Source organism: Rhodococcus sp. DMU1, assembly GCF_012272955.1.
In the GTDB taxonomy this organism is placed as follows: Bacteria; Actinomycetota; Actinomycetes; order Mycobacteriales; family Mycobacteriaceae; genus Rhodococcus; species Rhodococcus aetherivorans.
This window is the reverse complement of record NZ_CP050952.1, coordinates 3,597,534-3,623,320: the sequence shown is the minus strand read 5'-3', so window position 1 is coordinate 3,623,320 and position 25,787 is coordinate 3,597,534. Positions and strand designations below refer to the sequence as shown.

Genomic DNA, 25,787 nt, shown 5'->3' with positions numbered 1-25,787 from the left:
GTGCCATGTCACGGGCCTGTTCTCGAAACGTGGCGGTATTTACGCCGAATTTCGGGGAAATGCCGAGGTGACAGCGCCGGGCCGGGGTGGCGTGTCCGGGCCGTGTCCGGGCGGCGGGCTCCGGTCGGCCTTCTGGAACACTGGGGGAGTGAGTGGAACCAATGTCGGAGTCGGAGCAGGGTTCGAATTGCCGGCCTCGGCCCTCGCCGTTGTCGGTTCCCGCCCGTTCGGCGTGTACGTGCACGTCCCGTTCTGCGCGAGCCGCTGCGGCTATTGCGACTTCAACACCTACACCGCCGGAGAGCTCGGCACGTCCGCGTCTCCGCAGTCGTGGCTCGAGGGGTTGCGCAGCGAGCTCGACATCGCGGCGCGACTGCTCGGCGCCCCGGCGGCGCAGACCGTCTTCGTCGGCGGTGGCACCCCGTCGCTGCTCGGTGCCGACGGCCTGTCGCAGGTGCTCGCGGCGGTCCGGTCGAGCTTCGGCCTCGCCCCGGGCGCGGAGGTGACGACGGAGTCCAACCCGGAATCGACGTCGCCGGAGTTCTTCGACGGCATCCGCGGGGCCGGTTACACCCGCGTGTCGCTGGGCATGCAGTCCGCCGCCCCGCACGTGCTCGCGGTGCTCGACCGCACGCACACCCCGGGCCGGGCCGTCGCGGCCGCGGGCGAGGCGCGGGCCGCCGGATTCGACCACGTCAACCTGGACCTGATCTACGGCACCCCCGGCGAGCGGGACGAGGACCTCGACGCGTCCCTCGACGCCGTGCTCGCTGCGGACGTCGATCATGTCTCGGCGTACGCGCTGATCGTCGAGGACGGCACCGCGCTCGCCCGCCGGGTGCGCAGGGGCGAACTGCCGGCCCCCGACGACGACGTGCTCGCGGCCCGCTACGAGCGCATCGACGCGCGGCTCGAGGCCGCCGGCCTGACCTGGTACGAGGTGTCGAACTGGGCGCGCGCCGACGATCCGTCGGCGCGGTGCGCCCACAACCTCGGCTACTGGGAGGGCGGCGACTGGTGGGGGGCCGGGCCGGGCGCGCACAGCCACGTCGGCGGCGTCCGCTGGTGGAACGTCAAGCACCCGGCGCGCTACGCGGACGCGCTCGCCGCCGGCGGGCTCCCGGTCGGGGGCAGCGAACTGCTCACCGCCGGCGACGTCCACACCGAACGGGTGATGCTCGAGGTGCGGCTGCGCACCGGCCTGCCGCTGGACGTGCTCGCCCCCGAGGAACGACGCGCCGCCGAGACCGTCGTCGCGGACGGCCTCGCCGACCTGCGCGCCGGCCGGCTGGTGCTCACCGATCGCGGCCGGCTCCTCGCCGACGCGGTGGTGCGCGCGATCCTGACCTGACCGCGCAGCCGCCCGGCGCCCTGACCGCGCAGCGGTGCGATGTCCCGACCGCGCAGCGGTGCGATATCTACGCCTCGGTGGTGTCGGCGTCCGGGGCGTGAGGGAACAGGGCGTCGTAGTCGAACACTCGCGCATGCAGGACGGTGCGGTTGCGCAGCGCCGAGCGCACGGCCCGGTGCAGGCCGTCCTCGAGGTACAGCACACCCTTCCACTGGACCGCGTGCGGGAAGAGGTCGCCGTAGAAGGTGGAGTCCTCCGACAGCAGCCGGTCGAGCTCGAGCACCTTCGTGGTGGTGACGATCTGGTCGAGCCGCACCTGCCGGGGCGGGATCTGCGCCCAGTCGCGCAGCGAGAGCCCGTGGTCGGGATACGGCTTGCCGTCCCGGACGCCCTTGAAAATCATGGCACCAACTTACGACGCCTCGCCGGCGGGCGCCGTCCCGCTCGCCGTCCGGGACCGGCGACTAAACTGGAGCGAAACGGCACGCAGTGCACCGTCCTGCGGTGGTGCGTGCCGTTCCGGGTGCGACAGCAGAGACGGAGGTGGGCGGGATGTCGAGCACCGAGGAACGGCGCTTCCAGGTGTTGCGAGCGATCGTGGCCGATTACGTGTCCACCAAGGAACCCATCGGTTCGAAGACGCTCGTCGAGCGCCACAACCTGGGCGTATCCAGCGCGACGGTCCGCAACGACATGGCCGTGCTCGAGGCCGAGGGGTACATCACCCAGCCGCACACCAGCTCCGGCCGGGTTCCCACGGACAAGGGCTACCGCCAGTTCGTCGACCGGATCGCCGACGTCAAGCCCCTCTCGGGGGCCGAGCGCCGGGCGATCCTGCAGTTCCTCGAGTCGGGTGTGGACCTCGACGACGTGCTGCGGCGCGGCGTCCGGCTGCTGGCGCAGCTGACCCGGCAGGTGGCGGTGGTGCAGTACCCCACGCTGTCGGCTTCGTCGGTCCGCCACCTCGAGGTGGTCGCGTTGACCCCCGCCCGGTTGCTGCTGGTGCTCATCACCGACTCCGGCCGGGTGGACCAGCGCATCGTCGAGCTCGGTGACGTCCTCGGCGAGGAGGACCTGTCGCGGCTGCGGGACCTGCTCGGTGCCGCGCTGACCGGTAAGCGGCTCGCCGCGGCGTCGATCGCGGTGAGCGAGCTGGCCGAGGACGCGCCCGACGAGCTGCGCGATGCGGTCATCCGCTGCGCCACCGTGCTGGTGGAAACCCTGGTCGAGCATCCCGAGGAGCGGCTCGTGCTCGGCGGCACAGCGAACCTGACGCGTAACGCCGCCGACTTCGACCCGCACGCCGGCTTCCCCGGCTCGCTGCGTACCGTGCTCGAGGCGCTCGAGGAGCAGGTGGTGGTCCTCAAGCTGCTGGCGGCGACGCAGGACGCCGGTCGCGTGACGGTGCGGATCGGCGAGGAAACCCAGGTCGAGCAGATGCGCGGCACGTCCGTGGTGTCCACCGGGTACGGTGCCGCGGGCACCGTCTTCGGCGGCCTCGGTGTGCTCGGCCCCACCCGGATGGACTACCCGGGGACCATTGCGTCGGTGGCTGCGGTCGCCCGCTATATCGGTGAGGTACTCGGCGAACGCTGAGCGCCGGGCGGCGCGGACGGACCATCCGACGACACAACATCTGTGCGAATAGAGAAGGACGAAGAACTCACGTGGCACGGGACTACTACGGGACGCTCGGCGTGTCGAAGAACGCGACCGATCAGGAGATCAAGCGGGCGTATCGCAAGCTCGCGCGCGAGCACCACCCGGATGTGAACCCGGACGAGGCGGCGCAGAAGAGGTTCCAGGAGATCTCCACAGCGTACGAGGTGCTCTCCGACCCGGAGAAGCGGCGCATCGTCGACCTCGGCGGGGATCCGCTCGGGTCCGGGCCGGGGGCGGGCGGTGGCTTCTCCGGTGCCGGCTTCGGCGGCCTCGGCGACGTGTTCGAGGCGTTCTTCGGTGGCGGGGCCACCACGTCCCGCGGGCCCAGGGGCCGCGTTCAGCCCGGCGCGGACTCGCTGCTGCGCACCCGGCTGACGCTCGAGGAGTGCGCCACCGGTGTCAGCAAGCAGATCGCCGTGGAGACCGCGATCCTGTGCGACGGCTGCGCCGGGTCCGGTACCAACGGCGACTCCAAGCCCGTGCGCTGCGAGACGTGCGGCGGCGCCGGTGAGGTGCAGTCGGTGCAGCGCTCGTTCCTCGGCCAGGTGATGACCTCGCGGCCGTGCCCGACCTGTCGCGGCGCCGGCGAGACGATCCCGGACCCGTGCCGCAAGTGCGGCGGCGACGGCCGGGTGCGGGCCCGCCGCGAGATCACGGTCAAGGTGCCGGCCGGTGTCAGCAACGGCATGCGCATCCGGCTGGCCGCGCAGGGCGAGGTCGGCCCCGGCGGCGGCCCCGCCGGCGACCTGTACGTCGAGATCATCGAGCAGGCGCACGACGTGTTCGTGCGCGACGGCGACGACCTGCACTGCACGATCCGGATCCCGATGGTCGACGCGGCGCTGGGCACCACCGTCGTGCTCGACACCCTCATCGACGGACCCGCCGAGATCACCGTCGAACCCGGCACGCAGCCCGGGTCGGTGGCGGTGCTGCGGGGCCACGGCATGCCCAAACTGCGCTCCGGGGTGCGCGGGGATGTGCATGCCCACCTCGAGGTGGTGGTCCCGTCGAAGCTCGACGGCAAGCAGTCCAAGCTCCTCGAGGAGTTCCGTCGCAAGCGCGAGCACGAGGTGCCCGAGGTCGTCACCACCGGCTCGCAGCACGCCGGGGGCTTCTTCTCCCGGCTGCGCGACGCGTTCAGCGCGCGCTGAGGCCCGGGCGGTGGCCGCAACCCTGTTCTATCTCGATCCGCTGCCCGAGGCCGGGGCTGTCGCGGTCCTCGACGGCAAGGAGGGCCGCCATGCGGCGACGGTGCGGCGCATCGCGGTGGGTGAGCGCCTCGTCCTGTCGGACGGCCGCGGCCACGTCGCCGACGTGGAGGTGACGGCCACCGCGAAGGACCGGCTCGAGGCCCGCGTCCTGGCTCGGCGCGAGGTCCCCGCACCGCGCCCGTGGGTCACCGTGGTGCAGGCGTTGCCGAAGTCCGATCGTTCCGAACTGGCCGTGGAGCTGGCGACGGAGGCGGGTGCCGACGCGTTCGTGCCGTGGCAGGCCGCGCGGTGCGTCGCCCGCTGGGACGGGCCGAAGGCGGCCAAGGGCGTCGCGCGATGGCAGGCCGTCGCGGTGGCGGCCGCGAAACAGTCCCGGCGCGCCCACGTTCCCGAGGTGGCGCCGGTCCAGCGGACCGCGGGCGTCGCCGAGGCCGTGCGCGCGACCGTCGCCCGCGGGGGTGTCGCGGCGGTCCTGCACGAGTCGGCAACCGAACCGTTCGCCGCGCTGCCGCTGGCCGACGTCCCCGAGCTGATGCTCGTGGTCGGGCCGGAGGGCGGCGTCGACGACGCCGAGATCGCGGCGCTGACGGCCGCGGGGGCCCGGCCGGTGCTGCTCGGGCCGACGGTGCTGCGAACGTCCACCGCCGCGGCCGTCGCGCTCGGAGCGGTGGGAGTGCTCACCGCACGGTGGAGCGCCCGGCCCGTCGAATGACCCGGGAACCGGCTCCGGAACGCGTTCGGAGGCTTCCGGTTCCGGGTTTTCCTGGGGATCTCGCCGCGCGGACCGCGCTTCACGGGGCCCGGCGGTCGAGCCGTACGGCCAGGCCGTCGAGCGGCGCACCCAGGCCTAGCTCGAACAGGTGGTCGAGGTCGAAGTCGTAGCCCTCCGCGGAGAGTGCGACGAGTGACCGGGCGAACGTCGGGTAGCTGCCGGAGCCGACGATCGCCTCCAGCGCGGGAAGCTGGTCGTCCACATGAGCCCCTGCGGCTCCCGCACGGTGCGCGGCTGCCGCTGCACTAGCGTGTCACGCATGTCCCGAACCCGTATCGCCTACGGTCCGCAGCCGCAGCAGTTCGGCCACCTGTACCTGCCGGACGCCGCGGATCCGGCCGGGCCCGTGCCCGTCGTGATGGTGGTCCACGGCGGCTTCTGGAGCGGGAAGTACCACCTCAACCTCGGCACGCCGCTGTCGCTCGAACTCGCCGCGCACGGTGTGGCGGCGTGGAACGTCGAGTACCGGCGGCTCGGCGCGGGCGGTCGGTGGCCGGAGATGTCCGCCGACGTCGTCGCGGCCCTCGACGCCGTCGCCACCGCGGTGGCCGAGCGGGCCCTGGCCGCGGGTGTCGAACTCGATCCGGCCCGGGTGCGGGTCGTCGGGCACTCGGCCGGCGGTCAGCTCGCCGTGTGGCTCGCGGGTCAGCGCACGCAGGTGCGCCCCGAACTCGTCGTCTCCCAGGCGGGTGCGCTCGACCTCGCGTCCGCGGGTGAACGCGGCCGGCGGATCGGGTACATCGAGGACCTGTTCGGTCAGCCCTACGACGCGGATCCGGAGTTGTACCGGTCGGCGTCGCCCCGGCACCGGGTGCCGATCGGTGTGCCGGTCGCTCTCGTGCACGGCACCGAGGACGCCCAGGTACCGGTGAAGGTCGCCGAGCGCTATGCCGCGGCGGCGGTCGCCGCGGGCGATCCGGTGGAACTGCACGTCGTCGACGGGGAGGACCACTTCGCGTTCCTCGACAAGCGGACCCGCAGCTGGGCACTGTCGCGCGACCTGCTGCTCGCCCCCGAACCGCTGGGCTCGGGGGCGCGCTCGGCGGGCTGAGCGCTCAGCCGCGGCGGGGCAGGACCGCGACGACGACGACGGCGCCGACGGCCAGGGCAAGGCCGCCGACGAGACTCGCCGACGTGATCGCCTGCGAGAAGGCGGAGGCCGATGCGTCGAGAAGCGGCTGGGCGTAGGAGGAGACGAACGGGTTCTTCGCCAGCTCCTCGGCGACGATCGCCGCACCGCCGACCGAATCGCCCGCCGCAGCGACGGCCGCGTCGGCCTGGGCGGCCATCGGCCCGTCGAGAGTCGCGAGCGGCAGTCCCGTGAGGAATCCGGAGATCTCGCGCTGGTAGGTGGTGGCCAGCACCGAGCCCAGCACGGCGATGCCGAGGGATCCGCCGAGCTCGACCGCGGTGTCGTTCAGGCCCCCTGCGGCGCCGAGGTCGGACTCGGGGAATCCGCTCATCACGAGGTCCGTGGCCGGGGGTGCGGCCAGCCCGATGCCGAGGCCGAGGAGCACGAGCGAGACGAGGAACAGCCCGTATCCGGAACCGTCGTCGACGAGGGCGAGAGCGAGGACGCCGGCCGCGGCGACGGCCGTTCCGGCACCGATCGCGACGCGGGCACCGAGGCGTGGGGCCAGCCGCCCGCTCACGGCCGATCCGATCGACACGGCCCCGGCCAGGGGGAGCAGGCGCAGACCGGTGTCGAGGGGGCTGTAGCCGAACACGAACTGGAAGTGCTGCGCCACGAAGTAGATCGCCCCGAACGACGCGAGGAAGAGCAGCAGCACGGACAGGCACGCGCCGCCGACGGAACGGTCGGTGACCCGCCCGAGGTCCAGCAGCGGCTGCGGGTGGCGCAGTTCCCAGGCGACGAACGCGGCACCGGCGAGGGCCGCGACCGCCACGGATCCGAGCGACGTTGCGTTCCAACCGAAGTGGAAGCCCTCGATGATGCCGAAGACCAGGGCGCCGACGGCCGCCACGGACAGGGCGCCGCCGGCCCAGTCGATGCGGGTGAGGTGCTCGGCCCGGGACGGCGGCACCAGCGCGAGCGCCGCGACCGCGGCGAACGCCGCGATCGGCACGTTGATGAGGAAGGTCGAACCCCACGCGTGCTGTTCGAGCAGCCAGCCCGCGAGCAACGGGCCGAGCGCGATCGCCAGTCCGGAGGTCGCGGCCCAGGCGGCGATGGCGCGGGGCCGTTCCGAGGCCGGGAACATGGCGACGAGCAGGGACAGGGTCGCGGGCATGATCACCGCGGCGCCGACCCCCATGGTGATGCGGGCGACGATCACCTCGGTCGCGGTGCCGGCGAGGCTGCCGAACACGGCCCCCGCGGCGAAGACGGCCAGGCCGGCGAGGAGGGCGCGCCGCCGGCCGTAGCGGTCGCCGAGGACGCCGGCAAGCAGCATCAGCGCGGCGTAGGGGACGGTGTAGCCGTCGATCACCCACTGCATGTCGGTGCTGGTGAGCCGCAGTTCGCGCAGCATGCTCGGCGCCGCGACGATCAGCGCGGTGTTCGCCATCACGACGATCAGCAGGCTCAGGCAGAGCACGGCGAGGCCGGCCCACCGTCGCGGATACGGGCGGGTGGGATCTGCGGTCGAGCGGGTCAGGATCGAGGTCATCGGCGCTCCTCACGGGATGCGGGCATCGGCAGCAATTTGCACAACACTGTGCAAGTTAGAAATTTGCACACGTGTGTGCAAGTAAAGTTGACGGACGTCACACCCGGCGGCGGAAGAAGGTGTCAGCGTGGCGGAACCGGTCCGGGGGCCGCGGCGGCGGACGAGCGGGAACCGAGCCCGGATCCTCGAGGCGGCGATGGGGTGTTTCGCCGCCGACCCGGACGCCAGCATGGACGACGTCGCGCGAGCCGCCGGCGTGGTGCGCCGCACCGTCTATGCCCACTTCCCGAACCGCGAGGCGCTCGTCGACGGCATCGCCGAGGAGGCGGCTGCCGCGCTCGCCGCCGCGGTCGACCGGCCGGACCCCGAGGAGCCCGACCTGGCGCTCGCCGCCGCGGCCCTGATGACCTGGCCCGTCGGTGACCGCTTCCGCGTGCTGCTGTCCTTCGCGCGCAAGGAGGTCGGCGACGAGCGCATCGGCGAACTCATCGCCCCGCTGCGCGCCCGCACCCTCGCGATCGTGGAGCGGGGCTGCCGGTCGGGGGTGTTCTCCGCCTACCTTCCGGCCGTCGTCCTCGTCGGGATGCTCGAGGGGCTCACCATGGCGACTCTCGAGCAGGCCAATCTCGGGGTGGTGCACGACGCCGGGGAGACCGTCGCCCTGGCCGCCCTCGTCCTCATGGGGGTCCCGCCGGAGCGGGCCGTCGACGTCGTCCAGCGGGCCCAGCGAGCGCAGCGGGATCGGCGCGCGGCGCACGGCCCGGGCGGCAATGCGGTGGGGCGCGGGGACGCCCGGCGCTAGACTGGCATCGTCACGACGCCCGTCGTGCGCGAGACGAACCGAAAGCAGGCCGTACCGTCCACGTGAGTGAACCAGACGACACCCGAGACACCGGGAACGCCGAACGGACCACCGTCCGTTCCCACCTGGACCTGCCGCCCGAAGCTGCGGCGCCGCTGCTCGGCTCGGCCGACGAGAATCTCATCGCCCTCGAACGGGCCCTCGGTGCGGACATCCACGTACGCGGCAACTCCGTCACCCTCACCGGCGCGCCGGCGGACGTCGCGCTCGCGGAACGGGTGCTCGGGCAGCTCGTCACCCTCGTCGGACGCGGGCAGGCGGTGACCCCGGACGCGGTGCGCCGCACCGTGGGCATGCTCACGCAGGGTCTGTCCGACTCGCCGGCCGACGTCCTCAGCCTCGACATCCTGTCCCGGCGCGGCAAGACCATCCGGCCCAAGACCCTCAACCAGAAGCGCTACGTCGACGCCATCGACACCAACACGATCGTGTTCGGCATCGGGCCCGCGGGCACCGGCAAGACGTACCTCGCCATGGCCAAGGCCGTGCAGGCGCTGCAGTCGAAGCAGGTCACCCGCATCATCCTCACCCGGCCCGCCGTCGAGGCCGGGGAGCGGCTCGGCTTCCTGCCGGGCACGCTGCACGAGAAGATCGACCCGTACCTGCGCCCGCTGCACGACGCGCTGCACGACATGATGGACCCGGAAGCCATCCCGAAGCTGATGCAGGCCGGGGTCATCGAGGTCGCGCCGCTGGCGTACATGCGCGGACGCACCCTCAACGACGCGTTCATCATCCTCGACGAGGCGCAGAACACCACCGCCGAGCAGATGAAGATGTTCCTGACGCGTCTCGGCTTCGGTTCCAAGATCGTCGTCACCGGCGACACCACGCAGGTGGACCTGCCCGGCGGTGCCCGCTCCGGCCTGGCGGCCGCCGCCGAGATCCTCGAGGGCATCGACGGCATCCATTTCGCCGTCCTCGACAGCAGCGACGTGGTGCGGCACCGGCTCGTCTCCGACATCGTCGACGCCTACGAGCGTTTCGAGGCCGATCGGCCGGCCGGCGTCGCCATGGGCAACCGGGCCCAGCGGCGGGCAGCAGCCCAGAGCCGGGTGCCGCGCCGGTGACCGTGACCGAGGGCCCCGCCCGTCTCGTACCCGCCGTGTCCGCATTTGCCCAGAAGGAATGCCACAGATGAGCATCGAGATCTCGAACGAATCGGGGATGGACGTCGCCGAGGAGGACCTGATCGACATCGCGCGGTTCGTCATCGCCCGGATGGACGTGCATCCGGCCGCGGAACTGTCGATGGTGCTCGTCGACTCCGACACCATGGCCGATCTGCACATGCGCTGGATGGACCTGCCCGGCCCCACCGACGTGATGTCCTTCCCCATGGACGAACTCGAGCCCGGCGGCCGCCCCGACGCCCCCGAGCCCGGCCCCTCGATGCTCGGCGACATCGTGCTGTGCCCGTCCTTCGCCGCGGAACAGGCCGAGAAGGCCGGCCATTCGCTCGCGCACGAACTCGCCGTGCTCACGGTCCACGGGATGCTGCACCTGCTCGGGTACGACCACGCCGAGCCCGACGAGGAGAAGGAGATGTTCGGTCTGCAGAACCAGCTCCTCGAGGAGTGGTACGAGGAACTGCGGCGCGCCGAGCACGAGGCCAGGCTCGCGGCCCGCGATCAGCAGCTCCTCGGCAAGGCCGGCTTCTTCGACCCGACCGAGCGGTAGCGGCCTCGTGATCGGAGCACTGGCGTGAGCGCCCCCGCGCTCGTCGTCGTCGCCGTCGTGCTGGTGGCGCTCGGCGGGCTGTTCGCGGCGGTCGACTCGGCGCTGAACACCGTCTCCCCGGCCCGCGTGGAGGAACTCGCCAAGGGCGAGCGGCCCAGCGCGCAGAAGCTGCTGGTGATCCTCGAGGACCGGCCGCGGTACGTCAATCTCATGGTGCTGCTGCGCATCCTGTGCGAGATCACCGCGACGGTGGTGCTGGTGGCGGCGCTGCTCGACTGGATGGGCCACACCGGGGCGCTGGTCGCCAGCGCCGTGATCATGGTGCTCGTGGACTACATGGTGATCGGCGTGGGCCCCCGAACCCTCGGTCGCCAGCACGCGTACCCCATCGCCCTGGCCGGGACCGTGCCGTTGCGCGTGATCGGTGTCCTGCTCGGCCCGCTGAGCCGGCTGCTGATCCTGATCGGCAACGCGATCACCCCCGGCCGGGGATTCCGGAACGGGCCGTTTGCCAACGAGATCGAACTGCGCGAGCTGGTGGACATGGCGCAGGAGCGCGGCGTCGTCGCCGCCGAGGAACGGCGAATGATCCAGTCGGTGTTCGACTTCGGTGACACCACCGCACGCGAGGTGATGGTGCCGCGCCCCGAGATGGTGTGGATCGAGGTGGACAAGACCGCCGGCCAGGCGACGTCGCTCGCGGTGCGCAGCGGGCACTCCCGCATCCCGGTGATCGGCGAGAACGTCGACGACATCCGCGGCGTCGTGTATCTCAAGGACCTGGTGCAGCAGACCTACTATTCGCGCGACGGCGGCCGGAGCGTGACCGTCGCCGAGGTGATGCGCCCGGCGGTGTTCGTGCCGGATTCCAAGCGCCTCGACGATCTGCTGGCCGACATGCAGCGCGACCGCAACCACATGGCGCTGCTCGTCGACGAGTACGGCGGCATCGCCGGGCTGGTCACCATCGAGGACATCATCGAGGAGATCGTCGGCGAGATCGCCGACGAGTACGACACCGGAGAGATCGCGCCCGTCGAGGATCTCGGCGATGACACCTTCCGGGTCTCCGCGCGGTTGCCCGTCGAGGACCTCGGTGACCTGTTCGACGTTGCGCTCGACGACATCGAGGTCGACACAGTTGGCGGTTTGCTCGGGTTCGTGCTCGGCCGGGTACCGTTGCCGGGTTCCGAAGTGGAGACCCACGGTCTGCGGCTGCGCGGCGAGGGCGGCCGCGACGCCCGGGGCCGGGTCCGCATCAACACCGTGTACGTGCAACGGGTCCCCGCGACGGAGACGGCCGAGACCGCCGCCGAGGAATCGGTCGACGGGTGACCGCGGCCGTCGACGCCACGACACCCACCGTGCCGATCCGCACCGCCGGCACCGCAGACGAGGAGCTCGTATGACCGACCCCGACTTCCGTTCCGGCTTCGTGTGTTTCGTCGGACGGCCCAACACCGGGAAGTCGACGCTGACGAATGCGCTCGTGGGCAGCAAGATTGCGATCACCTCGTCGCGTCCGCAGACCACCCGGCACACCATCCGGGGCATCGTGCACCGTGAACACGCACAGATCATCCTCGTGGACACCCCCGGCCTGCATCGGCCGCGGACGCTGCTCGGGCAGCGGCTCAACGACTTGGTGCGCGACACCTATTCGGAGGTCGACGCGGTCTGCGTGTGCATCCCGGCCGACGAGAAGATCGGCCCCGGCGACCGCTGGATCGTCGAACAGGTGCGGCAGGTCGCCCCGCGCACGAAGCTGATCGGCATCGTCACGAAGATCGACAAGGTGAGCAAGGAGCGGATCGCGCCGCAGCTGCTCGCCGTCTCCGAGCTGCTCGGACCGGACGTGGACGTCGTGCCCGTGTCCGCCACCTCGGGCGAGCAGCTCGAGGTCCTCATCGACGTCCTCGCCTCGCACATGGAACCCGGGCCGGCGTTCTATCCCGACGGCGAACTGACCGACGAGCCCGAGGAGACGCTCATGGCCGAGCTGATCCGGGAGGCCGCACTCGAGGGACTCGGCGACGAGCTGCCCCACTCGCTCGCGGTGGTGATCGAGGAGATCACCGAGCGGGAGGGTCGCACCGAGAAGCAGGGCGAGCTGCTCGACGTGCATGCGCTGCTGTACGTGGAGCGGCCGAGCCAGAAGGGCATCGTGATCGGCAAGGGCGGCGCCCGCCTGCGTGAGGTGGGCACCGCTGCCCGCTCCCAGATCGAGAAGCTGCTCGGGGTGAAGATCTACCTCGATCTGCACGTGAAGGTCGCCAAGGACTGGCAGCGCGATCCGAAGCAACTCGGCCGCCTCGGCTTCTGACCGTCGCGTGCGGTGTCGTCGGAGGGCCCCGACAGGAAGGGATGCGCAGTGCCCTCTCCCGCATCGCTCGCGCCGACCGGTCGGGTCCGCCCGGGAGGCGGTCTGCGAGGCATGATCGTGCGTCACCGCGTCGCGTTCGGTCTCCTCCTTGCGCTCGCCTCGTCGGCGTTCGCCGTGCTGTGGCTCTTCGTCGTGCCCGCGCGAGCCGACGAGACGACCGGCGTGCAGTCGGCCGCGATCCGCTACGCCCATCCGGCGTGCTGGATGCTGCTGGCCGCGGCGTCGGCCCTGTTCGCGACGCGCGCCCCGCGCCGGGCCGTCGACGCCGTCGCGTGGAGTGCGCTCGTCGCGTATGCGGTCTTCGTGGTGGCGACCCTGGCCTGACCCGTGTCGGCGGCCCGTGTGCGGCCCGCGGTCAGTCCGCCGCGGCGGGCACCGTGCTGCGCACCAGCTGCAGCACCGCCGCCGAGAGGTCGGGCGCGGCGCCGGTGGCCAGGCGGCGCAGCTGGAGTCCGGTGATGGTCGCGACCAGGGTCGGGGCGACCGACTCCGGTCGGGGGACACCGAGTTCGGTGAGGATGGTCACGGTCAGCGCGTCGTAGGCGGCCCAGCATCGGGCCGCCGCCTCCCGCAACTGTGGATCCCGGCCGGCCTGGACGTAGAGCTCGAACGGCGCGATCCGCTCCGCCGAGAACGACAGGTCCTCGGCGACCTGTCCGGTGAGTGCCGCGGCGTCGGCCAGGCTCAGTCCGCGACCACGGTAGTCCTCCGCCAGATCGCGCAACCGCGTGGTCTCGTCTGCGACGAACGTCGTCAGCGCCGACCGCAGCAGGTCGGACTGGGTGGGGAAGTGGTAGGTGATCGAGCCGAGGGAGACTCCCGCCCGGGCGGCGATGCGGCGGTTGGTGATCGCGGCGATGCCGTCCGTGCCGATCAGATGCAGGGTCGCGGCCACGATCGCGCCGCGGACGTCCGTGCCCATCGAGGTCACCACCACCGCTGCGGCGTGTGACGATCCCAGCGCAGTTCCGACTCGAGCTGGGCGGCGAGGGAGATCAGCAGGGGCTCCGCGTTCTCGTGTCCCATGAGCTGGGCGCCGACCGGCAGGCCCGATCCGGTGAAGCCCGCCGGGATGTTCACGCTCGGCCAGCCCAGGACGTTCCACGGCCAGGTGTAGGGGCAGGCGGCCGTGATCACCTTGTCGGTGGCCCAGCCCCCGAGGCCGTCCATCGCCTCCACCACCGGGGGTGGGGTGGCGGTGGTGGGGGCGAGGATGACGTCGAAGCGGTCGAAGATCGTGCCGATGCGCCGGCAGATGCGTGGTTCGGCGGCGCGAGCGGCGCGCAGCGGACGGCCGCGCAGCAACCGGCCGGTGCGGGCGTTCGCGCGGGTGCGCGGGTCGGCGAGGGCCGGGTCGGGCAGCCGCCGCACCCACTCGTCGATGCCGGCCATCGACCGGGGCAGGAAGTTCAGGCCCAGCAGCTTTCCGTAGGCCGGGTCGGCGACGGTCACGTCGTGGCCGAGGGCACGCAGCGTGCCGGCGAGGGCTTCGACGCGCGCGCGGATCTCGGCGTGCAGTCGGGTGCGGGTGGCGGTGTAGGGGCGCGCGAGCGAGAGCGCGATCCGCAGCCGGCCCGGATCGCGACCCACGGCGTCGGACACCGTGACGGCTTCGGCTTCGTGCAGGTCGCCGACGTGGTTGCCCGCGACGGCGTCGAGCAGCAGTGCGGCGTCGGCGACCGTGCGTGCCAGGGTGCCGTGGGTGGTGAGGCCGTGGAAGGCCTCGGGGTCGGGCCACATCGAGATGCGGCCGCGTTGCGGCTTGATTCCCACGAGGTTGGTCCAGGCGGCCGGGATGCGGACCGATCCGGCGCCGTCGGAGCCGAGCGCCGCGGACACCAGGCCCGCCGAGACCGCGGCGGCGCTGCCCCCCGACGAACCGCCGGGGGTGTGGTCCCGGTGCCAGGGGTTGCGGGTGTGGCCGAAGGCGCTGCCGCCGGTGAACGGCCACTGCCCCAGTTCGGGGGTGTTCGTCTTGCCGACGATCACGGCGCCGGCGGCCCGCAGCCGCCGCACCACCTCCGCGTCCTCCTCGCGGACGGCGAACTCGCCGGCGCATCCGAACGCGGTGATCTCGTGCGCGATGTCGGTGTCGTCCTTCACCGCGACCGGCACACCGAGCAGGGGGAGACGGACGCCGGCGGCGAGACGCCGGTCGGCCTCCTCGGCCTCGGCGAGCGCCCGCTCCCGGCGGATGCCACGGAAGGCATTGAGCGCGCGATTGCCGGCCTCGATGCGTTCCAGGGCCGCGCGCGTCGCGGCGACGGACGTGGTGGCGCCGGCGGCGAGGGCGGCGGCCTCGGCGGCGAGGCCGGGCGCTCGGGTGTCTGCCCGTGGTGCGGTCATACGGCTGCGTCCCCCTTCGTGGTGTTCGTTCGAACGAACAATAACGCGTTCCAGTTCGTCTCGTCGAGGGCGGGATGCGCAGAAATGTGGCGCTCGCCACATTCGCGGGAGGCGCGACGATCGGTTGGGTATGCCCCCGGGGATATCGCGGGAGCCTCCCCGGGGTGTCGTAGGGACCGGCTGTCAGGAGATACACATGGGTTCATCGCGCACACGCAACCTCCGGCGCGTACCGGACACGGAGACGCGGATGGTCTTCCGCACCATCCACGGGTACCGTCGCGCGTTCCGGATTGCCGGCGAGGGACCTGCGCTGCTGCTGCTCCACGGGATCGGCGACAACTCCTCGACCTGGCGGGAGGTCATCCCGCACCTGGCCCGCAGGTACACGGTCATCGCACCGGACCTGCTCGGCCACGGCCGCTCCGACAAGCCCCGCAGCGACTACTCGGTCGCCGGGTACGCCAACGGTGTGCGTGACCTGCTGTCGCTCCTGGGCATCGAGCGCGTCACCGTGGTCGGGCACTCCCTCGGCGGCGGCGTCGCGATGCAGTTCGCGTACCAGTTCCCGCAGCTGGTCGACCGGCTCGTCCTGGTGGCCGCGGGTGGCGTCACCAAGGACGTTCACCCGGCGTTGCGCCTGCTGTCCCTGCCGGGGCTGAGCGAGGCGCTCAAGCTGCTGCGCCTACCGGGCGCCATGCCCGCGATGCGCATTGCCGGTGGCCTGCTGGGCCGGTGGCACGACACCCCCTTGCGTCCCGGGGTCCTGCTGCACGACACCTCGGATCTGATCCGGGTCCTGAGCGGACTGCCCGATCCCACCGCGTGCGAGGCGTTCCTGCGCACGCTGCGGGCCGTCGTGGACTGGCGTGGTCAGGTGGTGACGATGCTCGACCGCTGCTACCTGACCGAGGACCTGCCCGTGCAGCTGATCTGGGGTGAGCACGACAGCGTGATCCCGGTGGATCACGCGCACCTGGCGCATTCGGCGATGCCTCATTCCCGGCTCGACGTCTTCCGCGGCGCCGGCCATTTCCCGTTCCGGGACGATCCCATCCGGTTCGTGCGGGTGGTCGAGGAGTTCCTCGACTCGACCGCACCCGCCGAGTTCGACGAGCAGCGCTGGGGCCGGCTGCTGATCAACGGCGTCAGCGAGAGCCGGATCACCGGCGGTCCGGCCACCCGCCGGGCCGTGCTCGGCGCGATGGGCGCCGACGAGCGCAGCGCCACCTGAGCGATCCCGGCGCCCGCCGCCGCTAGGCGGGGGCCGCGCTCCACAGTGCCCGGAGTTTCTCGGCGGTCACCACGGTGCCGAAGTTCTGGGCCACTACGGCCACCGACGCATCGTGAGCGGCCGGGCTGTAGGTCGCGGCGCAGTCCTCCACCAGGGACACCCAGTACTCGTGGAACAGGGCGCTGCGCAGGCTCGACTCGACGCACACCTCGGTGGCCACCCCGGTGAACAGCAGCGATTCGATGTTCCGTGAGCGCAGGACGTCGTCGAGGTCGGTGCCGACGAACGCGCTGAACCGGTGCTTGACGACCACCGCATCCGCGTCTTGCGGTGCGACGCCGTAGAATTCGGCGCCCGCGGTGTCCGGCCGGCAGGTGAGCCCGGTGCGGGCCGCGTCGGGTCCGTCGCCGACCCGTCCGAGCCACTGTGGCGTGTCCGTGGTCTCGTCGTGAAGGGTGCGGACGAACACGATCTGCACGCCGGCGGCCCGCGCCGATGCGATGAGGCCGGCGAGGCGCGGTGCCATGGCGACCGCGGCCGTCACGTCGAAACCGCAGCGCGCCAAGGCGCCGTCCGGGGAGCAGAAGTCGTTCTGCATGTCGATCACGACAAGCGCGCAGCGCTGTGGGTCGTAACGGAAGGGAATCGAATCCATCGTCGGGTCCTCGGGGTAGGGGATAGAAGGAAAGTCGGGGACGGGTGTGCTCACGTCGGCCGAGGTCACCAGATGACCACGGCGGCCAGGGTCGCGACGACGAGGCCGGTCACGACGGGAACGGCGAGGTGGCGGACCATGTCGGTGACGGAGACCTTGCAGAAGCCGGCCACCACGACGAGGGACGACCAGATGACCAGGGTGCCCCCGCCGGTCCAGGTGGCGCCGTTCTGGGCGATGGCGGCGAGCGTCGCGGTGTCGATGCCCGACTGCGGGGCGAGGGCGGCGGCCAGGCCGCCGGTGAGCGGCAGGCCCGCCCAGCCGGACCCGTCCAGGCCCATCGCCATTCCGATCACGAGCATGCTCAGGGCGACGAAGAGTCCGTTGTCCGGGATGAAGCCCTGCACGCCCTCGGCGGCGTCGAACAGGAAGGCCGGGCCGGTACCGTCCTCGAGACCCAGGATCGCACCGGAGTAGTCGGGGATGCCCATGTACACGAATCCCGCGACGGGAAGGATGATGCCCATCGCCTTGAAGGCGTAGGACAGGCCGTCGACGAAGTGCGTCGCGCAGAACTCGAGCGCCTCCTGCCTGCGGGCGGTGACCGTCACCAGTGCCATCAGGATCATCGCCGTCCCGCCCACCAGGGACGCGCCGGCGCCGTCCGACCACGGCACGAGGTCGGTGAACCGGCCGAGCAGCATGTAGACGAGCACCGCGGCGAACGCCGCCGGCACACCGACTGCCCACCGGCGGGCCAGGCGCGGGCGGCCGGTGATGCGGGTGCCCTCGTCGTATCCGGGAAGTTCGTCCTCGAGAACGTCGACCGCACGCTCGGGCGTGGGCTCCGCCGGCGCGGCGCTCGCCGACACGGGGTTGCGTGCGCCGCCGCCGGCCGCGGATCCGGGGTGCCCGCTCCCTCCGCCCGTCCCCGGCGTGCCGGCGCCGCCCGTCATCCGGCGGCGCACGGTGAGGAACCAGGCCAGCACCGCGGCGACGACGCCGACGATCAGCGAGATCACCAGCGCGCGACCGGCGATGTCGTCGGCGGGCACCCCGGCGCCGCTCGCGGAGATCGACGGGGCCAGCCCGATCACGTAGTCCGAGGCAATGGACATCCCCTGACCCGAGATCGCCAGGGCGAGCGCCGCACCCAGGGGTGGCAGCCCGGCCTTGATCGCGGCGGGCAGCAGCACGGCCCCGATCAACGCGAGGGCGGGCGTCGGCCAGAAGAACAGCGACAGGAGATAGGTGAACACGAACAGCACCACGTAGGCGACGCGGCCGTTGATCATCCACCGGCTCATCGGCCGCACCATCATCTCGTCGGCGCCGATGCTCCGCATCGCGGCCAGCATCGAGGTGACCGCCGCGATGACGACGAAGATCTCGAACAGCGCCGAGCCCGAGGTGAGCGTCGCCCGGAACACCGCCATCACGGCGTTCGCGACGTTGCCGTCGTAGGCGAGGGCGGTGGCGAACGTCGCCACCACTGCCGGGATCATCACGTTCTTGCGCAGGGCCATGGCCACGAGGAGGGACACGAGGCCGAGCAGGAAGACGATATGGGCGGTGGTCACGGGTGGCTCCTCCAGCGGGCTGAGGCATCGGGCCGGGGGATCGGCGCCGCCGCGGGGTGCAGGCCCGCCTGGGCCCCGCGCTACGGGCGTCGCCGCACCGGATGTCGTCCGATGGTGCTGGGTCCGGCCCGGTTCGGCAAGGGCGAAAATGACCGAACCGCAGGGGGTTCTGCTGTGCAGGTTGCAGGGAGGGTGACGACCGCGTTTCGGGTCGGCCGGGCCTGTGAACAACGCGAAAAATCCGCGCCGCCGCCTCGGTGTCGGCCCGGCGTGACAGACTCGCAGGGTGAGGTTGTACCGGGATCACGCGGTGGTGCTGCGCCAGCACAAGCTGGGCGAGGCCGACCGCATCGTCACGCTGCTCACCCGTCGCCACGGCCTCGTGCGGGCCGTCGCGAAAGGGGTGCGGCGCACCCGCTCGAAGTTCGGGGCGCGGCTCGAGCCGTTCGCGCACATCGACGTGCAGTTGCATCCGGGCCGCAGCCTCGACATCATCACCCAGGTCCAGACCGTCGATGCGTTCGGCGCCGACCTCGTCGACGACTACGGCCGCTACACCACCGCGTGCGCCGTGCTCGAGACCGCCGAACGGCTCGCCGGTGAGGAGCGCGCCCCCGCCCCGCAGCTGCACCGCCTCACCGTCGGTGCGCTCCGTGCCCTGTCCGACCAGGTCCGGCCGCCGGAACTGATCCTCGACGCCTACCTGCTGCGGGCCATGGCCTACGCCGGCTGGGCGCCGGCGATCAGCCGCTGCGCTCGCTGCGACGAGCCCGGCCCGCATCGCGCGTTCCACGTCGCGGCCGGGGGAGCGGTATGCGTGCGGTGCCGGCCGCCGGGCGCCGCGACCCCCGGCGCGGGTGTGCTGGATCTGATGGACGCGCTGTTCCACGGTCGCTGGCAGGGCACCGACACGGTGTCCGAGGCGACCCGCGGGCAGGCCAGCGGCCTGATCGCCGCCCACCTGCAGTGGCACCTGGAGCGGCAGTTGCGGACCCTGCCGCTGATCGAACGCGGCCGTCCCCATGCGGTGGCTGTGGGCGGGGAGACGGTCGGGCAGGATGGGGAGCGTGATTCGACGCCGCACCCCGCAAGCATCGCGTGACCGCGAGATCCGGCCACCCGACCCGCACCCGTCCGGCGCCCGCCCGCCGGGTCTGCAGCCCGAACTGATCCCGCGGCACGTCGCCCTGGTCATGGACGGCAACGGCCGCTGGGCCCAGGAACGCGGTCTGCCTCGCACCGCCGGCCACGAACGCGGCGAGGCGGTGCTGATGGACACCGTGTGCGGGTGCATCGAGATGGGCGTCAAGTGGCTCTCGGCGTACGCGTTCTCCACCGAGAACTGGAAGCGCAGCCCGGACGAGGTGCGCTTTCTCATGGGCTTCAACCGGGACGTGATCCGCCGCCGCCGCGACGAGATGCACGAGATGGGGGTACGCGTGCGCTGGGCCGGACGCCGGCCGAAGCTGTGGCGCAGCGTCATCAAGGAACTCGAGATCGCCGAGGAACTGACCCGCGACAACGACGTGATGACCCTCACCATGTGCGTGAACTACGGAGGTCGCGCCGAGATCGCCGATGCCGCAAGGGAGATCGCGCGTCGCGTGGCCACGGGTGAGCTCGACCCGGAACGCGTCACCGAGGCCACGGTTGCGCGGTACCTCGACGAGCCCGACATGCCGGACGTGGACCTGTTCCTGCGGCCGTCCGGGGAACAACGCACCTCGAACTTCCTGCTCTGGCAGTCGGCCTACGCCGAGATGGTGTTCCAGGACAAGATGTTTCCCGACTTCGACCGTCGGGACCTGTGGGCCGCCTGCGTGGAGTACGCCTCGCGCGACCGCCGCTTCGGGGGCGTGAAGTGACGGGCGCCGGAACGGGACCGGAGGAGCGGAGGCCGGCCCCCGGCGGGGTGGACCCGAGCGGCCTCGGCCTGCGCGACCGGGTCGCGGCCGCGCTGGCGGAGTTCGTCGCCATGCACGAGCCCAGGACGAACGGCGACGATGCGCTGGGATTCGACTATGCGGGCGTGCCGTGCGCCGTGCGGGTGGTGACCCTCACCGAGGGTCTCGACGTGGTGTCGCTGACCGGCGTCCTCGCGTGGGACCTGCCGCTCGACGACGCGTTGCGCACGCGGGTCGCCGGGGCGGCCGACGCGCTGCAGTTCGGGTCGATACACCTCGTCGAGCGGGACGCCGAGGCGGACGTGGTGCTGCGGTACTCCTTCCCCGCCACCGGCCTTCGGGACTCGCCCCTGACCACGATGCTGCTGCTCGTGCTCGGCGGCGCCGGCGACGCGCGCTCGGCCGTCACGGGCACGGGCGGATCCGAGTGAGCGAACTCGACTGGGACTCCCCGATCGCCACCGGGAACGACGACGCGCTGCGTGCCGCCGTGCTGCGTGTCTTCTCGGCGGTCCTCGCCGAGGAGATCGAACCCGACACGGACGGCGACGTGCCGATCTGGGTCGACGATGTGCTCACCTACGCCGTCGTCGATTCGCGGGCCGGGGTGGTGGAGCTGACGACGTACCTGGTGGAGCGGATCGCCGGTCGTACCCGCGCGGCCGAGGTCCTCGTCGACCTGCAGGCGCAATGGCCGGACGCGCGGCTCGAGTTGCACCAGGACCGGGTGACGGCGGTGCAGCGCGTCCCGGCGCGCCCGCTGGTGCCGGTGCACCTGGCGCGCGCGGTCGCGGTGGTCGCGGCGCTGGTGCCGCATGTGCCCGAACTGGCGGCGCGGCTCGGCGGCCGGGCGTGCGTGTTCGACGAGCCGGGCGACGAGACTGCCGGCGAGGTGGTCGACCTGCTGGGCGGGTGCGGCTGCGACGGCTGCGGGTGCCGCTGACCGTCGTCGGTCAGCGCGACGTCGCCGGCGCGGCGTCCGCGCAGTCGCGGCAGGTGCCGAAGATCTCGACGGTGTGGCTCACGTCGACGAAACCGTTGTCCTCGGCCACCTCGTGCGACCAGCGCTCGACCGCCGGCCCGTCCACCTCCACCGTGTAACCGCACGCCCGGCACACGAGGTGGTGATGGTGACCGGACGAGCAGCGCCGGTAGACGGACTCGCCGCTGTCGGTGCGCAGCACGTCGACGGTGCCGGCTTCGGCGAGGGACTGCAGCGTGCGGTAGACGGTGGTCAGGCCGATGCCCTCGCCGCGCTTGCGCAGTTCGTCGTGCAGGTCCTGGGCGGAGCGGAACTCCTCGATCTCGTCGAGCAGCGCGGAGATGGCGCTGCGCTGCTTGGTGGAGCGGACTCCGACTACGGGTTTGTGGGCGGGCGACACGACTACGGTCAACCTTCCTCGACGTGGGCGACGGCGTCGACGACGATGTGGGCGAGATGGTCGTCGACCAGACGGTAGAGCACCTCGCGGCCGGCGCGTTCGCCGCGGACCACGCCCGCGGCCTTGAGGATGCGCAGGTGCTGGCTGATCAGCGGCTGGGTGACGCCGAGCGCGCCGACCAGTTCGTGTACACAGCGTTCGGATTCGCGCAGTTGCAGCACGATGGCGATGCGCACCGGTGCGGCCAGCGCGCGCAGGAGCTCGCCGGCGGCGGCGAGGGTTTCCCGCGACGGGGCGGGTACGGGGGACGGCGTCACCGATCCCGGGCGGCAGTCGTCGTGCGGACGGTCCGGGGCCGCGGCGTCGCCGCCGTGGCCGGTGTCGGCAACGCTCAACGGATCTCCTTCGTGGACTGGCGGCCGCGTTATTGCAAACCGATTCCATTTTGATATGCATGAATGTGCATGTCAACCGGCGTGCAGTTCGACCGCCCCGCGCGGAGCGATAGGCTTACGGGTCGACGCACGCTGCGAAACCCCGCATCGAAGATGGAGTGAATCCGAGTGGCACCGAAATCCAAGATCGATACCGTCGCCAACCTGGCCAAGCGCCGGGGCCTGGTCTACCCCTGCGGTGAGATCTACGGCGGTACGAGGTCGGCCTGGGACTACGGGCCGCTCGGCGTGGAGCTCAAGGAGAACATCAAGAAGCAGTGGTGGCGCAACATGGTCACCAGCCGCGAGGACGTCGTCGGTCTGGACTCGTCGGTCATCCTGCCGCGTCAGGTGTGGGTGGCGTCGGGCCATGTCGGGGTGTTCAACGATCCGCTCGTCGAGTGCCTGAGCTGTCACAAGCGCCACCGCCAGGATCACCTGCAGGAGGCGTACGCCGAGAAGAACAAGCTCGACGATCCCGACTCGGTTCCCATGTCGGAGATCTCCTGCCCGGACTGCGGCACCAAGGGCCAGTGGACCGAGCCCCGTGACTTCAACATGATGCTCAAGACCTACCTCGGCCCGATCGAGAGCGAGGAGGGGCTGCACTACCTGCGCCCCGAGACCGCACAGGGCATCTTCGTGAACTTCGCGAACGTGCTCACCACGTCGCGCAAGAAGCCGCCGTTCGGAATCGGCCAGATCGGCAAGAGCTTCCGCAACGAGATCACCCCGGGCAACTTCATCTTCCGGACCCGCGAGTTCGAGCAGATGGAGATGGAGTTCTTCGTCAAGCCGGGCGAGGACGAGCAGTGGCACCAGTACTGGATCGACTACCGGATGGACTGGTACACCGGGCTCGGCATCAACAAGGACAACCTGCGCCTGTACGAGCACCCGCAGGACAAGCTGTCGCACTACTCGAAGCGCACCGTCGACATCGAGTACCGCTTCCACTTCCAGGGCAGCGAGTGGGGTGAGCTCGAGGGTGTCGCCAACCGCACCGACTTCGACCTGTCGACGCACGCGCAGCACTCGGGCGCCGACCTGAGCTTCTTCGACCAGACCACCAACGAGCGGTACACCCCGTACGTCATCGAGCCGGCAGCGGGCCTGACGCGGTCGCTCATGGCGTTCCTCGTCGACGCCTACAGCGAGGACGAGGCGCCCAACGCCAAGGGTGGTGTCGACAAGCGCACCGTGCTGCGCCTCGACCGCCGGCTCGCCCCGGTCAAGGCGGCGGTGCTGCCGCTCTCGCGCAACGCGGACCTGAGCCCCAAGGCGAAGGACCTCGCCGCGCAGCTGCGCCAGCACTGGAACATCGAGTTCGACGACGCCGGCGCCATCGGCCGCCGCTACCGTCGCCAGGACGAGATCGGCACCCCGTTCTGCATCACGGTCGACTTCGACACCCTCGAGGACCAGGCCGTCACCGTCCGCGAGCGCGACACCATGGCGCAGGAGCGCGTCGGCCTCGACCAGGTCGAGGGCTACCTCGCCCAGCGGCTGATCGGCGCCTGACCACAGAGCCTCCGTGAGAGGGTCGGCCGCCTCGCGCGACCGGCCCTCTCACGCTGCGCGGCCGGGACTAGAACCGGCCCCCGCTCGACCCCCCGAAGCCGCCGCCTCCGCCGAAGCCCCCGCCCCCGAAGCCGCCGCCCCCGAAGCCGCCCCCACGGCCACCGGTCAGGATGCTGTTGATGAGGATTCCGCCGAGCACCGCACCCGCGATATTGCCGCCGGAGGCGCCGCCGCGGGGCGGACGCTGCTGACGCTCCCAGCGCTGCACGTCGTTCTGCGCTGCGCGCAGCGCGTTCGCCGCGAGGGTCGCGGCCGCCTGAGCGTGCTGCAGCGCCTGCCCCGGTTCCTGCGCGGCGAGCCGCTGCGCGGCGTCCAGGTGGCGCTGCGCCTCGGACAGCCGGGTGCGGGCCTCGGCGCCGATCACACCGCGCCGCGTCCCGATGAAGTCCGCCGCGGCGGTGACCTGCGATCGAGCCGCCCCCAGATCCTGTTCGAGGCGCCGGCGGGTGCGCTGCGCCTCCTCCTGCGCCTGACGGGTCCGATCGCGCAGCGCGTCGAGTCGTGCGTCCGCTTCCACGACCCGGGTGAAACTGCCCAGCGGGTCGGTGTTCATGTCCGCCCGGGCGTGGTCGAGGGCCGCCTGCGCGGCCTTGCGGGCCTCGGCGAGTTCCGCACCACCCGCGGCGGCGAGCTGTTCGGCGTCGGCGATGCCCTGTGCGGCGTCGGCCATCGCGGCCGGCAACGTCGCGATCGCCCGCCGGATGTCGTCGGCGGCGTGGTCGACTGCGTCGAGCATCGTGGCAGCGTGCCCGAGAGCACCCTCCGCTTCGCGGATGGCTCGCACGGCGTCGCCCTGCTCGCCGACGGGACGTGCCACCGCGGTGCGGCCCTGATCGACGGACTTCTCGGCGAACTCGATCTCGTCCTGCGCCAGCGTCACGTTGTCCGTGATCGGGGCGAGCGCGCCGGCCGGGAACTCCGTTCGCAGTTCGGTCAGCGTCGCCTCGGCCTGGGGCAACCGCGCGCGCAACGCGATCGCGCGCTGTGTGAGCGCGTCGAGGCGGGCGGGTGCGTCGAGCAGGAGGTCGCGCATCCGGTCGAACGCCTCGACCTGCGCGTCGAGTTCCCGGTCGGCCTGGCCGCACGACGAGATCAACTGCACGAGCATGTCGCGCTGCTGCTGGGGCGTCTCGGGGATGGCGTCGTCGAGCCGCTGCCGGATCTCGAACGCGGACGCCAGAGCCGACTGCGCCTGTCGATAGGCGCGGTCGAACGGCTGGACCGCGGCATCGCCGAACTCTCCGCGCGCCAGCTCGAGCGCCTCGGCGCTCGAGCGAACGGCGTTATCCGTCTCGACCAGGATCTTCTGGGCGTACAGCTCGAGGCCCTCGAGCGGCAGCTCGCGCAGCGCGTCGGTGTCGGTCGGGTCGGTGGCCGCCGCCGCCTGGGCGCCCGCCTCGGCCCGCTTGCGCTTCGCGCGCCGGGAGTACAGGTACACCCCCCCGGCCCCGGCCGCGATCACTCCGCCGCCGACGAGCAGCGTGGTGCCGGAGCCGGAACCCGACGCCGACAACGCCGCGTCGAGACCCTCGGCCGCCGCCACCGCGGCCCCGGCCCAGTCCTGGCTGCGCAACTGCGGCACGATCCGGTCCGCGCTGATGGCGTCCCGTTCGGACGCGGTGACCCCGGACAGGGCGTTCGGCGTCCACAGCGCGTACTCGCGGTCCTGCGTGGCCACGGCGAGCAGGGCCGTGTCCGTCCCGAAGTTGCTGGCCTGCGCAGTCCGCTCGGTCCAGTCGTCGGACGACAGTCCGGAGAACGTCGGCACGTACGCCACCCACAACTGCACCCCGTGCTCGGCGTAGAGCGCGTCTGCTGCCTGCTGGATCTGCGCCGTCGCCGCCGGATCCAGTACTCCGGCGGTGTCGGTGATCGGCTGGGGAAGCCGGAAGGGCGGCTCGGCCGTCGCCGAACCGGGCAGCACCAGCCAGGCCAGGGCCGCGAGCAGGATCGGCACCGACATCGACAGCGAGCGGCGGAGCGGGCGGGCCGGAAGCGGCCGGACGGCGACCGAATACGGTGACATGCGTCGAATCTATCGGCTCGCATGCGCTGTCGCCCGTGGCGCGTCGCCGGGTGGGCGCGCTCGGAACACTGGCAGAATCGGGGAGTGAGTA

Annotated in this window: 27 protein-coding genes; 17 read left to right on the top strand and 10 right to left on the bottom strand. The window is 71.8% G+C overall.

The genetic code is table 11. The features are described 5' to 3' along the window. Positions 1-148: 148 nt before the first annotated feature. A complete protein-coding gene (gene hemW, locus HFP48_RS16635; RefSeq protein ID WP_168579768.1) occupies positions 149-1,351 on the top strand; it encodes a radical SAM family heme chaperone HemW in 1,203 nt (400 codons plus the stop codon). A 67-nt stretch (positions 1,352-1,418) separates the two neighbouring features. Here hemW and HFP48_RS16630 read toward each other — a convergent pair whose 3' ends face one another. Next, positions 1,419-1,754, bottom strand: a complete 336-nt coding sequence (locus HFP48_RS16630) for a type II toxin-antitoxin system VapB family antitoxin (protein WP_006933828.1) — start codon at positions 1,752-1,754, stop codon at positions 1,419-1,421. 149 nt (positions 1,755-1,903) lie between these two features. Between HFP48_RS16630 and hrcA the strand changes: the two genes are divergently transcribed. The 3 genes from hrcA (at position 1,904) to HFP48_RS16615 (ending at position 4,939) form a co-directional block, all read left to right on the top strand. Next, on the top strand, positions 1,904-2,947 hold the full coding sequence (gene hrcA / locus HFP48_RS16625) for a heat-inducible transcriptional repressor HrcA (RefSeq protein WP_050035407.1): 1,044 nt from the start codon (positions 1,904-1,906) through the stop codon (positions 2,945-2,947). 71 nt (positions 2,948-3,018) lie between these two features. Then, a complete protein-coding gene (dnaJ, locus tag HFP48_RS16620) occupies positions 3,019-4,167 on the top strand; it encodes a molecular chaperone DnaJ (RefSeq protein ID WP_006933832.1) in 1,149 nt (382 codons plus the stop codon). Between the two features lie 10 nt (positions 4,168-4,177). Next, a complete protein-coding gene (locus HFP48_RS16615; protein WP_029544348.1) occupies positions 4,178-4,939 on the top strand; it encodes a 16S rRNA (uracil(1498)-N(3))-methyltransferase in 762 nt (253 codons plus the stop codon). A gap of 79 nt (positions 4,940-5,018) precedes the next feature. Here the strand turns inward: HFP48_RS16615 and HFP48_RS16610 are convergent, their stop codons facing one another. Next, complete coding sequence (locus HFP48_RS16610) at positions 5,019-5,201, bottom strand: hypothetical protein (protein ID WP_029544346.1); 183 nt, start codon at positions 5,199-5,201, stop codon at positions 5,019-5,021. A gap of 57 nt (positions 5,202-5,258) precedes the next feature. On the opposite strand from HFP48_RS16610, the gene HFP48_RS16605 reads away from it, so the two are divergent. Then, a complete protein-coding gene (locus HFP48_RS16605; protein WP_029544344.1) occupies positions 5,259-6,050 on the top strand; it encodes an alpha/beta fold hydrolase in 792 nt (263 codons plus the stop codon). Between the two features lie 4 nt (positions 6,051-6,054). Here the strand turns inward: HFP48_RS16605 and HFP48_RS16600 are convergent, their stop codons facing one another. Then, positions 6,055-7,629, bottom strand: a complete 1,575-nt coding sequence (locus tag HFP48_RS16600; protein ID WP_043801746.1) for an MFS transporter — start codon at positions 7,627-7,629, stop codon at positions 6,055-6,057. Between the two features lie 127 nt (positions 7,630-7,756). Between HFP48_RS16600 and HFP48_RS16595 the strand changes: the two genes are divergently transcribed. The 6 genes from HFP48_RS16595 to HFP48_RS16570 all read left to right on the top strand — a co-directional run bounded on the left by HFP48_RS16595 (position 7,757) and on the right by HFP48_RS16570 (position 12,878). After that, complete coding sequence (locus HFP48_RS16595) at positions 7,757-8,431, top strand: TetR/AcrR family transcriptional regulator (RefSeq protein ID WP_043801750.1); 675 nt, start codon at positions 7,757-7,759, stop codon at positions 8,429-8,431. 62 nt (positions 8,432-8,493) lie between these two features. Further along, a complete protein-coding gene (locus HFP48_RS16590) occupies positions 8,494-9,561 on the top strand; it encodes a PhoH family protein (RefSeq protein WP_006943882.1) in 1,068 nt (355 codons plus the stop codon). 67 nt (positions 9,562-9,628) lie between these two features. Beyond that, complete coding sequence (gene ybeY / locus HFP48_RS16585) at positions 9,629-10,171, top strand: rRNA maturation RNase YbeY (protein ID WP_006943887.1); 543 nt, start codon at positions 9,629-9,631, stop codon at positions 10,169-10,171. Positions 10,172-10,195: 24 nt separating this feature from the next. Further along, entirely contained in the window at positions 10,196-11,506 is a 1,311-nt protein-coding gene (locus tag HFP48_RS16580) for a hemolysin family protein (protein ID WP_029544339.1), read from the top strand. Positions 11,507-11,576: 70 nt separating this feature from the next. After that, positions 11,577-12,494, top strand: coding sequence for a GTPase Era (era, locus tag HFP48_RS16575; RefSeq protein ID WP_006943889.1), 918 nt, complete (start codon positions 11,577-11,579; stop codon positions 12,492-12,494). A gap of 111 nt (positions 12,495-12,605) precedes the next feature. After that, complete coding sequence (locus HFP48_RS16570) at positions 12,606-12,878, top strand: hypothetical protein (protein ID WP_139311030.1); 273 nt, start codon at positions 12,606-12,608, stop codon at positions 12,876-12,878. 31 nt (positions 12,879-12,909) lie between these two features. Here the strand turns inward: HFP48_RS16570 and HFP48_RS16565 are convergent, their stop codons facing one another. Both HFP48_RS16565 and HFP48_RS16560 read right to left on the bottom strand, forming a co-directional pair. Continuing rightward, positions 12,910-13,476, bottom strand: a complete 567-nt coding sequence (locus tag HFP48_RS16565) for a TetR/AcrR family transcriptional regulator (protein WP_037201765.1) — start codon at positions 13,474-13,476, stop codon at positions 12,910-12,912. A gap of 5 nt (positions 13,477-13,481) precedes the next feature. Further along, a complete protein-coding gene (locus tag HFP48_RS16560; RefSeq protein ID WP_168579767.1) occupies positions 13,482-14,900 on the bottom strand; it encodes an amidase in 1,419 nt (472 codons plus the stop codon). 196 nt (positions 14,901-15,096) lie between these two features. Between HFP48_RS16560 and HFP48_RS16555 the strand changes: the two genes are divergently transcribed. Next, positions 15,097-16,134, top strand: a complete 1,038-nt coding sequence (locus tag HFP48_RS16555) for an alpha/beta hydrolase (protein WP_065922457.1) — start codon at positions 15,097-15,099, stop codon at positions 16,132-16,134. Between the two features lie 22 nt (positions 16,135-16,156). Here the strand turns inward: HFP48_RS16555 and HFP48_RS16550 are convergent, their stop codons facing one another. Both HFP48_RS16550 and HFP48_RS16545 read right to left on the bottom strand, forming a co-directional pair. After that, complete coding sequence (locus HFP48_RS16550; RefSeq protein ID WP_006943899.1) at positions 16,157-16,789, bottom strand: isochorismatase family cysteine hydrolase; 633 nt, start codon at positions 16,787-16,789, stop codon at positions 16,157-16,159. Between the two features lie 65 nt (positions 16,790-16,854). Next, a complete protein-coding gene (locus HFP48_RS16545) occupies positions 16,855-18,369 on the bottom strand; it encodes a permease (protein ID WP_168579766.1) in 1,515 nt (504 codons plus the stop codon). A 286-nt stretch (positions 18,370-18,655) separates the two neighbouring features. Between HFP48_RS16545 and recO the strand changes: the two genes are divergently transcribed. The 4 genes from recO to HFP48_RS16525 are packed head-to-tail and all read left to right on the top strand — an operon-like array spanning position 18,656 to position 21,216. Then, complete coding sequence (recO, locus tag HFP48_RS16540) at positions 18,656-19,471, top strand: DNA repair protein RecO (RefSeq protein ID WP_080688608.1); 816 nt, start codon at positions 18,656-18,658, stop codon at positions 19,469-19,471. Continuing rightward, positions 19,428-20,234 (top strand): isoprenyl transferase, encoded by an 807-nt coding sequence (locus tag HFP48_RS16535; RefSeq protein WP_037200968.1) that lies wholly within the window; start codon positions 19,428-19,430, stop codon positions 20,232-20,234. The genes recO and HFP48_RS16535 overlap by 44 nt, the downstream gene beginning before the upstream one ends. Then, positions 20,231-20,704 (top strand): hypothetical protein, encoded by a 474-nt coding sequence (locus HFP48_RS16530; protein ID WP_050035401.1) that lies wholly within the window; start codon positions 20,231-20,233, stop codon positions 20,702-20,704. Before HFP48_RS16535 ends, HFP48_RS16530 begins: the two co-directional genes overlap by 4 nt. Then, the gene (locus tag HFP48_RS16525) at positions 20,701-21,216 is read left to right on the top strand and encodes a hypothetical protein (RefSeq protein ID WP_006943910.1); all 516 of its coding nucleotides are present in this window, start codon (positions 20,701-20,703) and stop codon (positions 21,214-21,216) included. The genes HFP48_RS16530 and HFP48_RS16525 overlap by 4 nt, the downstream gene beginning before the upstream one ends. A 10-nt stretch (positions 21,217-21,226) precedes the next feature. On the opposite strand, the gene HFP48_RS16520 is transcribed toward HFP48_RS16525, so the two are convergent. Beyond that, positions 21,227-21,655, bottom strand: a complete 429-nt coding sequence (locus HFP48_RS16520; RefSeq protein WP_006943911.1) for a Fur family transcriptional regulator — start codon at positions 21,653-21,655, stop codon at positions 21,227-21,229. A gap of 8 nt (positions 21,656-21,663) precedes the next feature. Further along, entirely contained in the window at positions 21,664-21,972 is a 309-nt protein-coding gene (locus HFP48_RS16515) for a metalloregulator ArsR/SmtB family transcription factor (RefSeq protein WP_239010599.1), read from the bottom strand. A 246-nt stretch (positions 21,973-22,218) separates the two neighbouring features. Between HFP48_RS16515 and HFP48_RS16510 the strand changes: the two genes are divergently transcribed. Beyond that, positions 22,219-23,610 carry a glycine--tRNA ligase gene (locus tag HFP48_RS16510; protein ID WP_006943913.1) on the top strand — a complete coding sequence of 464 codons (1,392 nt, stop codon included), beginning with the start codon at positions 22,219-22,221 and terminating at the stop codon, positions 23,608-23,610. 67 nt (positions 23,611-23,677) lie between these two features. On the opposite strand, the gene HFP48_RS16505 is transcribed toward HFP48_RS16510, so the two are convergent. After that, the gene (locus HFP48_RS16505) at positions 23,678-25,696 is read right to left on the bottom strand and encodes a TPM domain-containing protein (RefSeq protein ID WP_168579764.1); all 2,019 of its coding nucleotides are present in this window, start codon (positions 25,694-25,696) and stop codon (positions 23,678-23,680) included. Between the last annotated feature and the right edge of the window lie 91 nt (positions 25,697-25,787).

Excerpts from the sequence above, each read along its gene's own strand:
- HFP48_RS16605 (WP_029544344.1), top strand. The coding sequence starts at position 5,259 with ATGTCCCGAACCCGTATCGCCTACGGTCCGCAGCCGCAGCAGTTCGGC.
- HFP48_RS16560 (WP_168579767.1), bottom strand. The coding sequence starts at position 14,900 with ATGACCGCACCACGGGCAGACACCCGAGCGCCCGGCCTCGCCGCCGAG.
- HFP48_RS16505 (WP_168579764.1), bottom strand. The coding sequence starts at position 25,696 with ATGTCACCGTATTCGGTCGCCGTCCGGCCGCTTCCGGCCCGCCCGCTC.
- HFP48_RS16550 (WP_006943899.1), bottom strand. The coding sequence starts at position 16,789 with ATGGATTCGATTCCCTTCCGTTACGACCCACAGCGCTGCGCGCTTGTC.
- HFP48_RS16555 (WP_065922457.1), top strand. The coding sequence starts at position 15,097 with ATGGGTTCATCGCGCACACGCAACCTCCGGCGCGTACCGGACACGGAG.
- HFP48_RS16565 (WP_037201765.1), bottom strand. The coding sequence starts at position 13,476 with ATGGGCACGGACGTCCGCGGCGCGATCGTGGCCGCGACCCTGCATCTG.
- HFP48_RS16570 (WP_139311030.1), top strand. The coding sequence starts at position 12,606 with ATGATCGTGCGTCACCGCGTCGCGTTCGGTCTCCTCCTTGCGCTCGCC.
- HFP48_RS16600 (WP_043801746.1), bottom strand. The coding sequence starts at position 7,629 with ATGACCTCGATCCTGACCCGCTCGACCGCAGATCCCACCCGCCCGTAT.
- ybeY (WP_006943887.1), top strand. The coding sequence starts at position 9,629 with ATGAGCATCGAGATCTCGAACGAATCGGGGATGGACGTCGCCGAGGAG.
- hrcA (WP_050035407.1), top strand. The coding sequence starts at position 1,904 with ATGTCGAGCACCGAGGAACGGCGCTTCCAGGTGTTGCGAGCGATCGTG.
- HFP48_RS16630 (WP_006933828.1), bottom strand. The coding sequence starts at position 1,754 with ATGATTTTCAAGGGCGTCCGGGACGGCAAGCCGTATCCCGACCACGGG.
- HFP48_RS16535 (WP_037200968.1), top strand. The coding sequence starts at position 19,428 with ATGGGGAGCGTGATTCGACGCCGCACCCCGCAAGCATCGCGTGACCGC.
- era (WP_006943889.1), top strand. The coding sequence starts at position 11,577 with ATGACCGACCCCGACTTCCGTTCCGGCTTCGTGTGTTTCGTCGGACGG.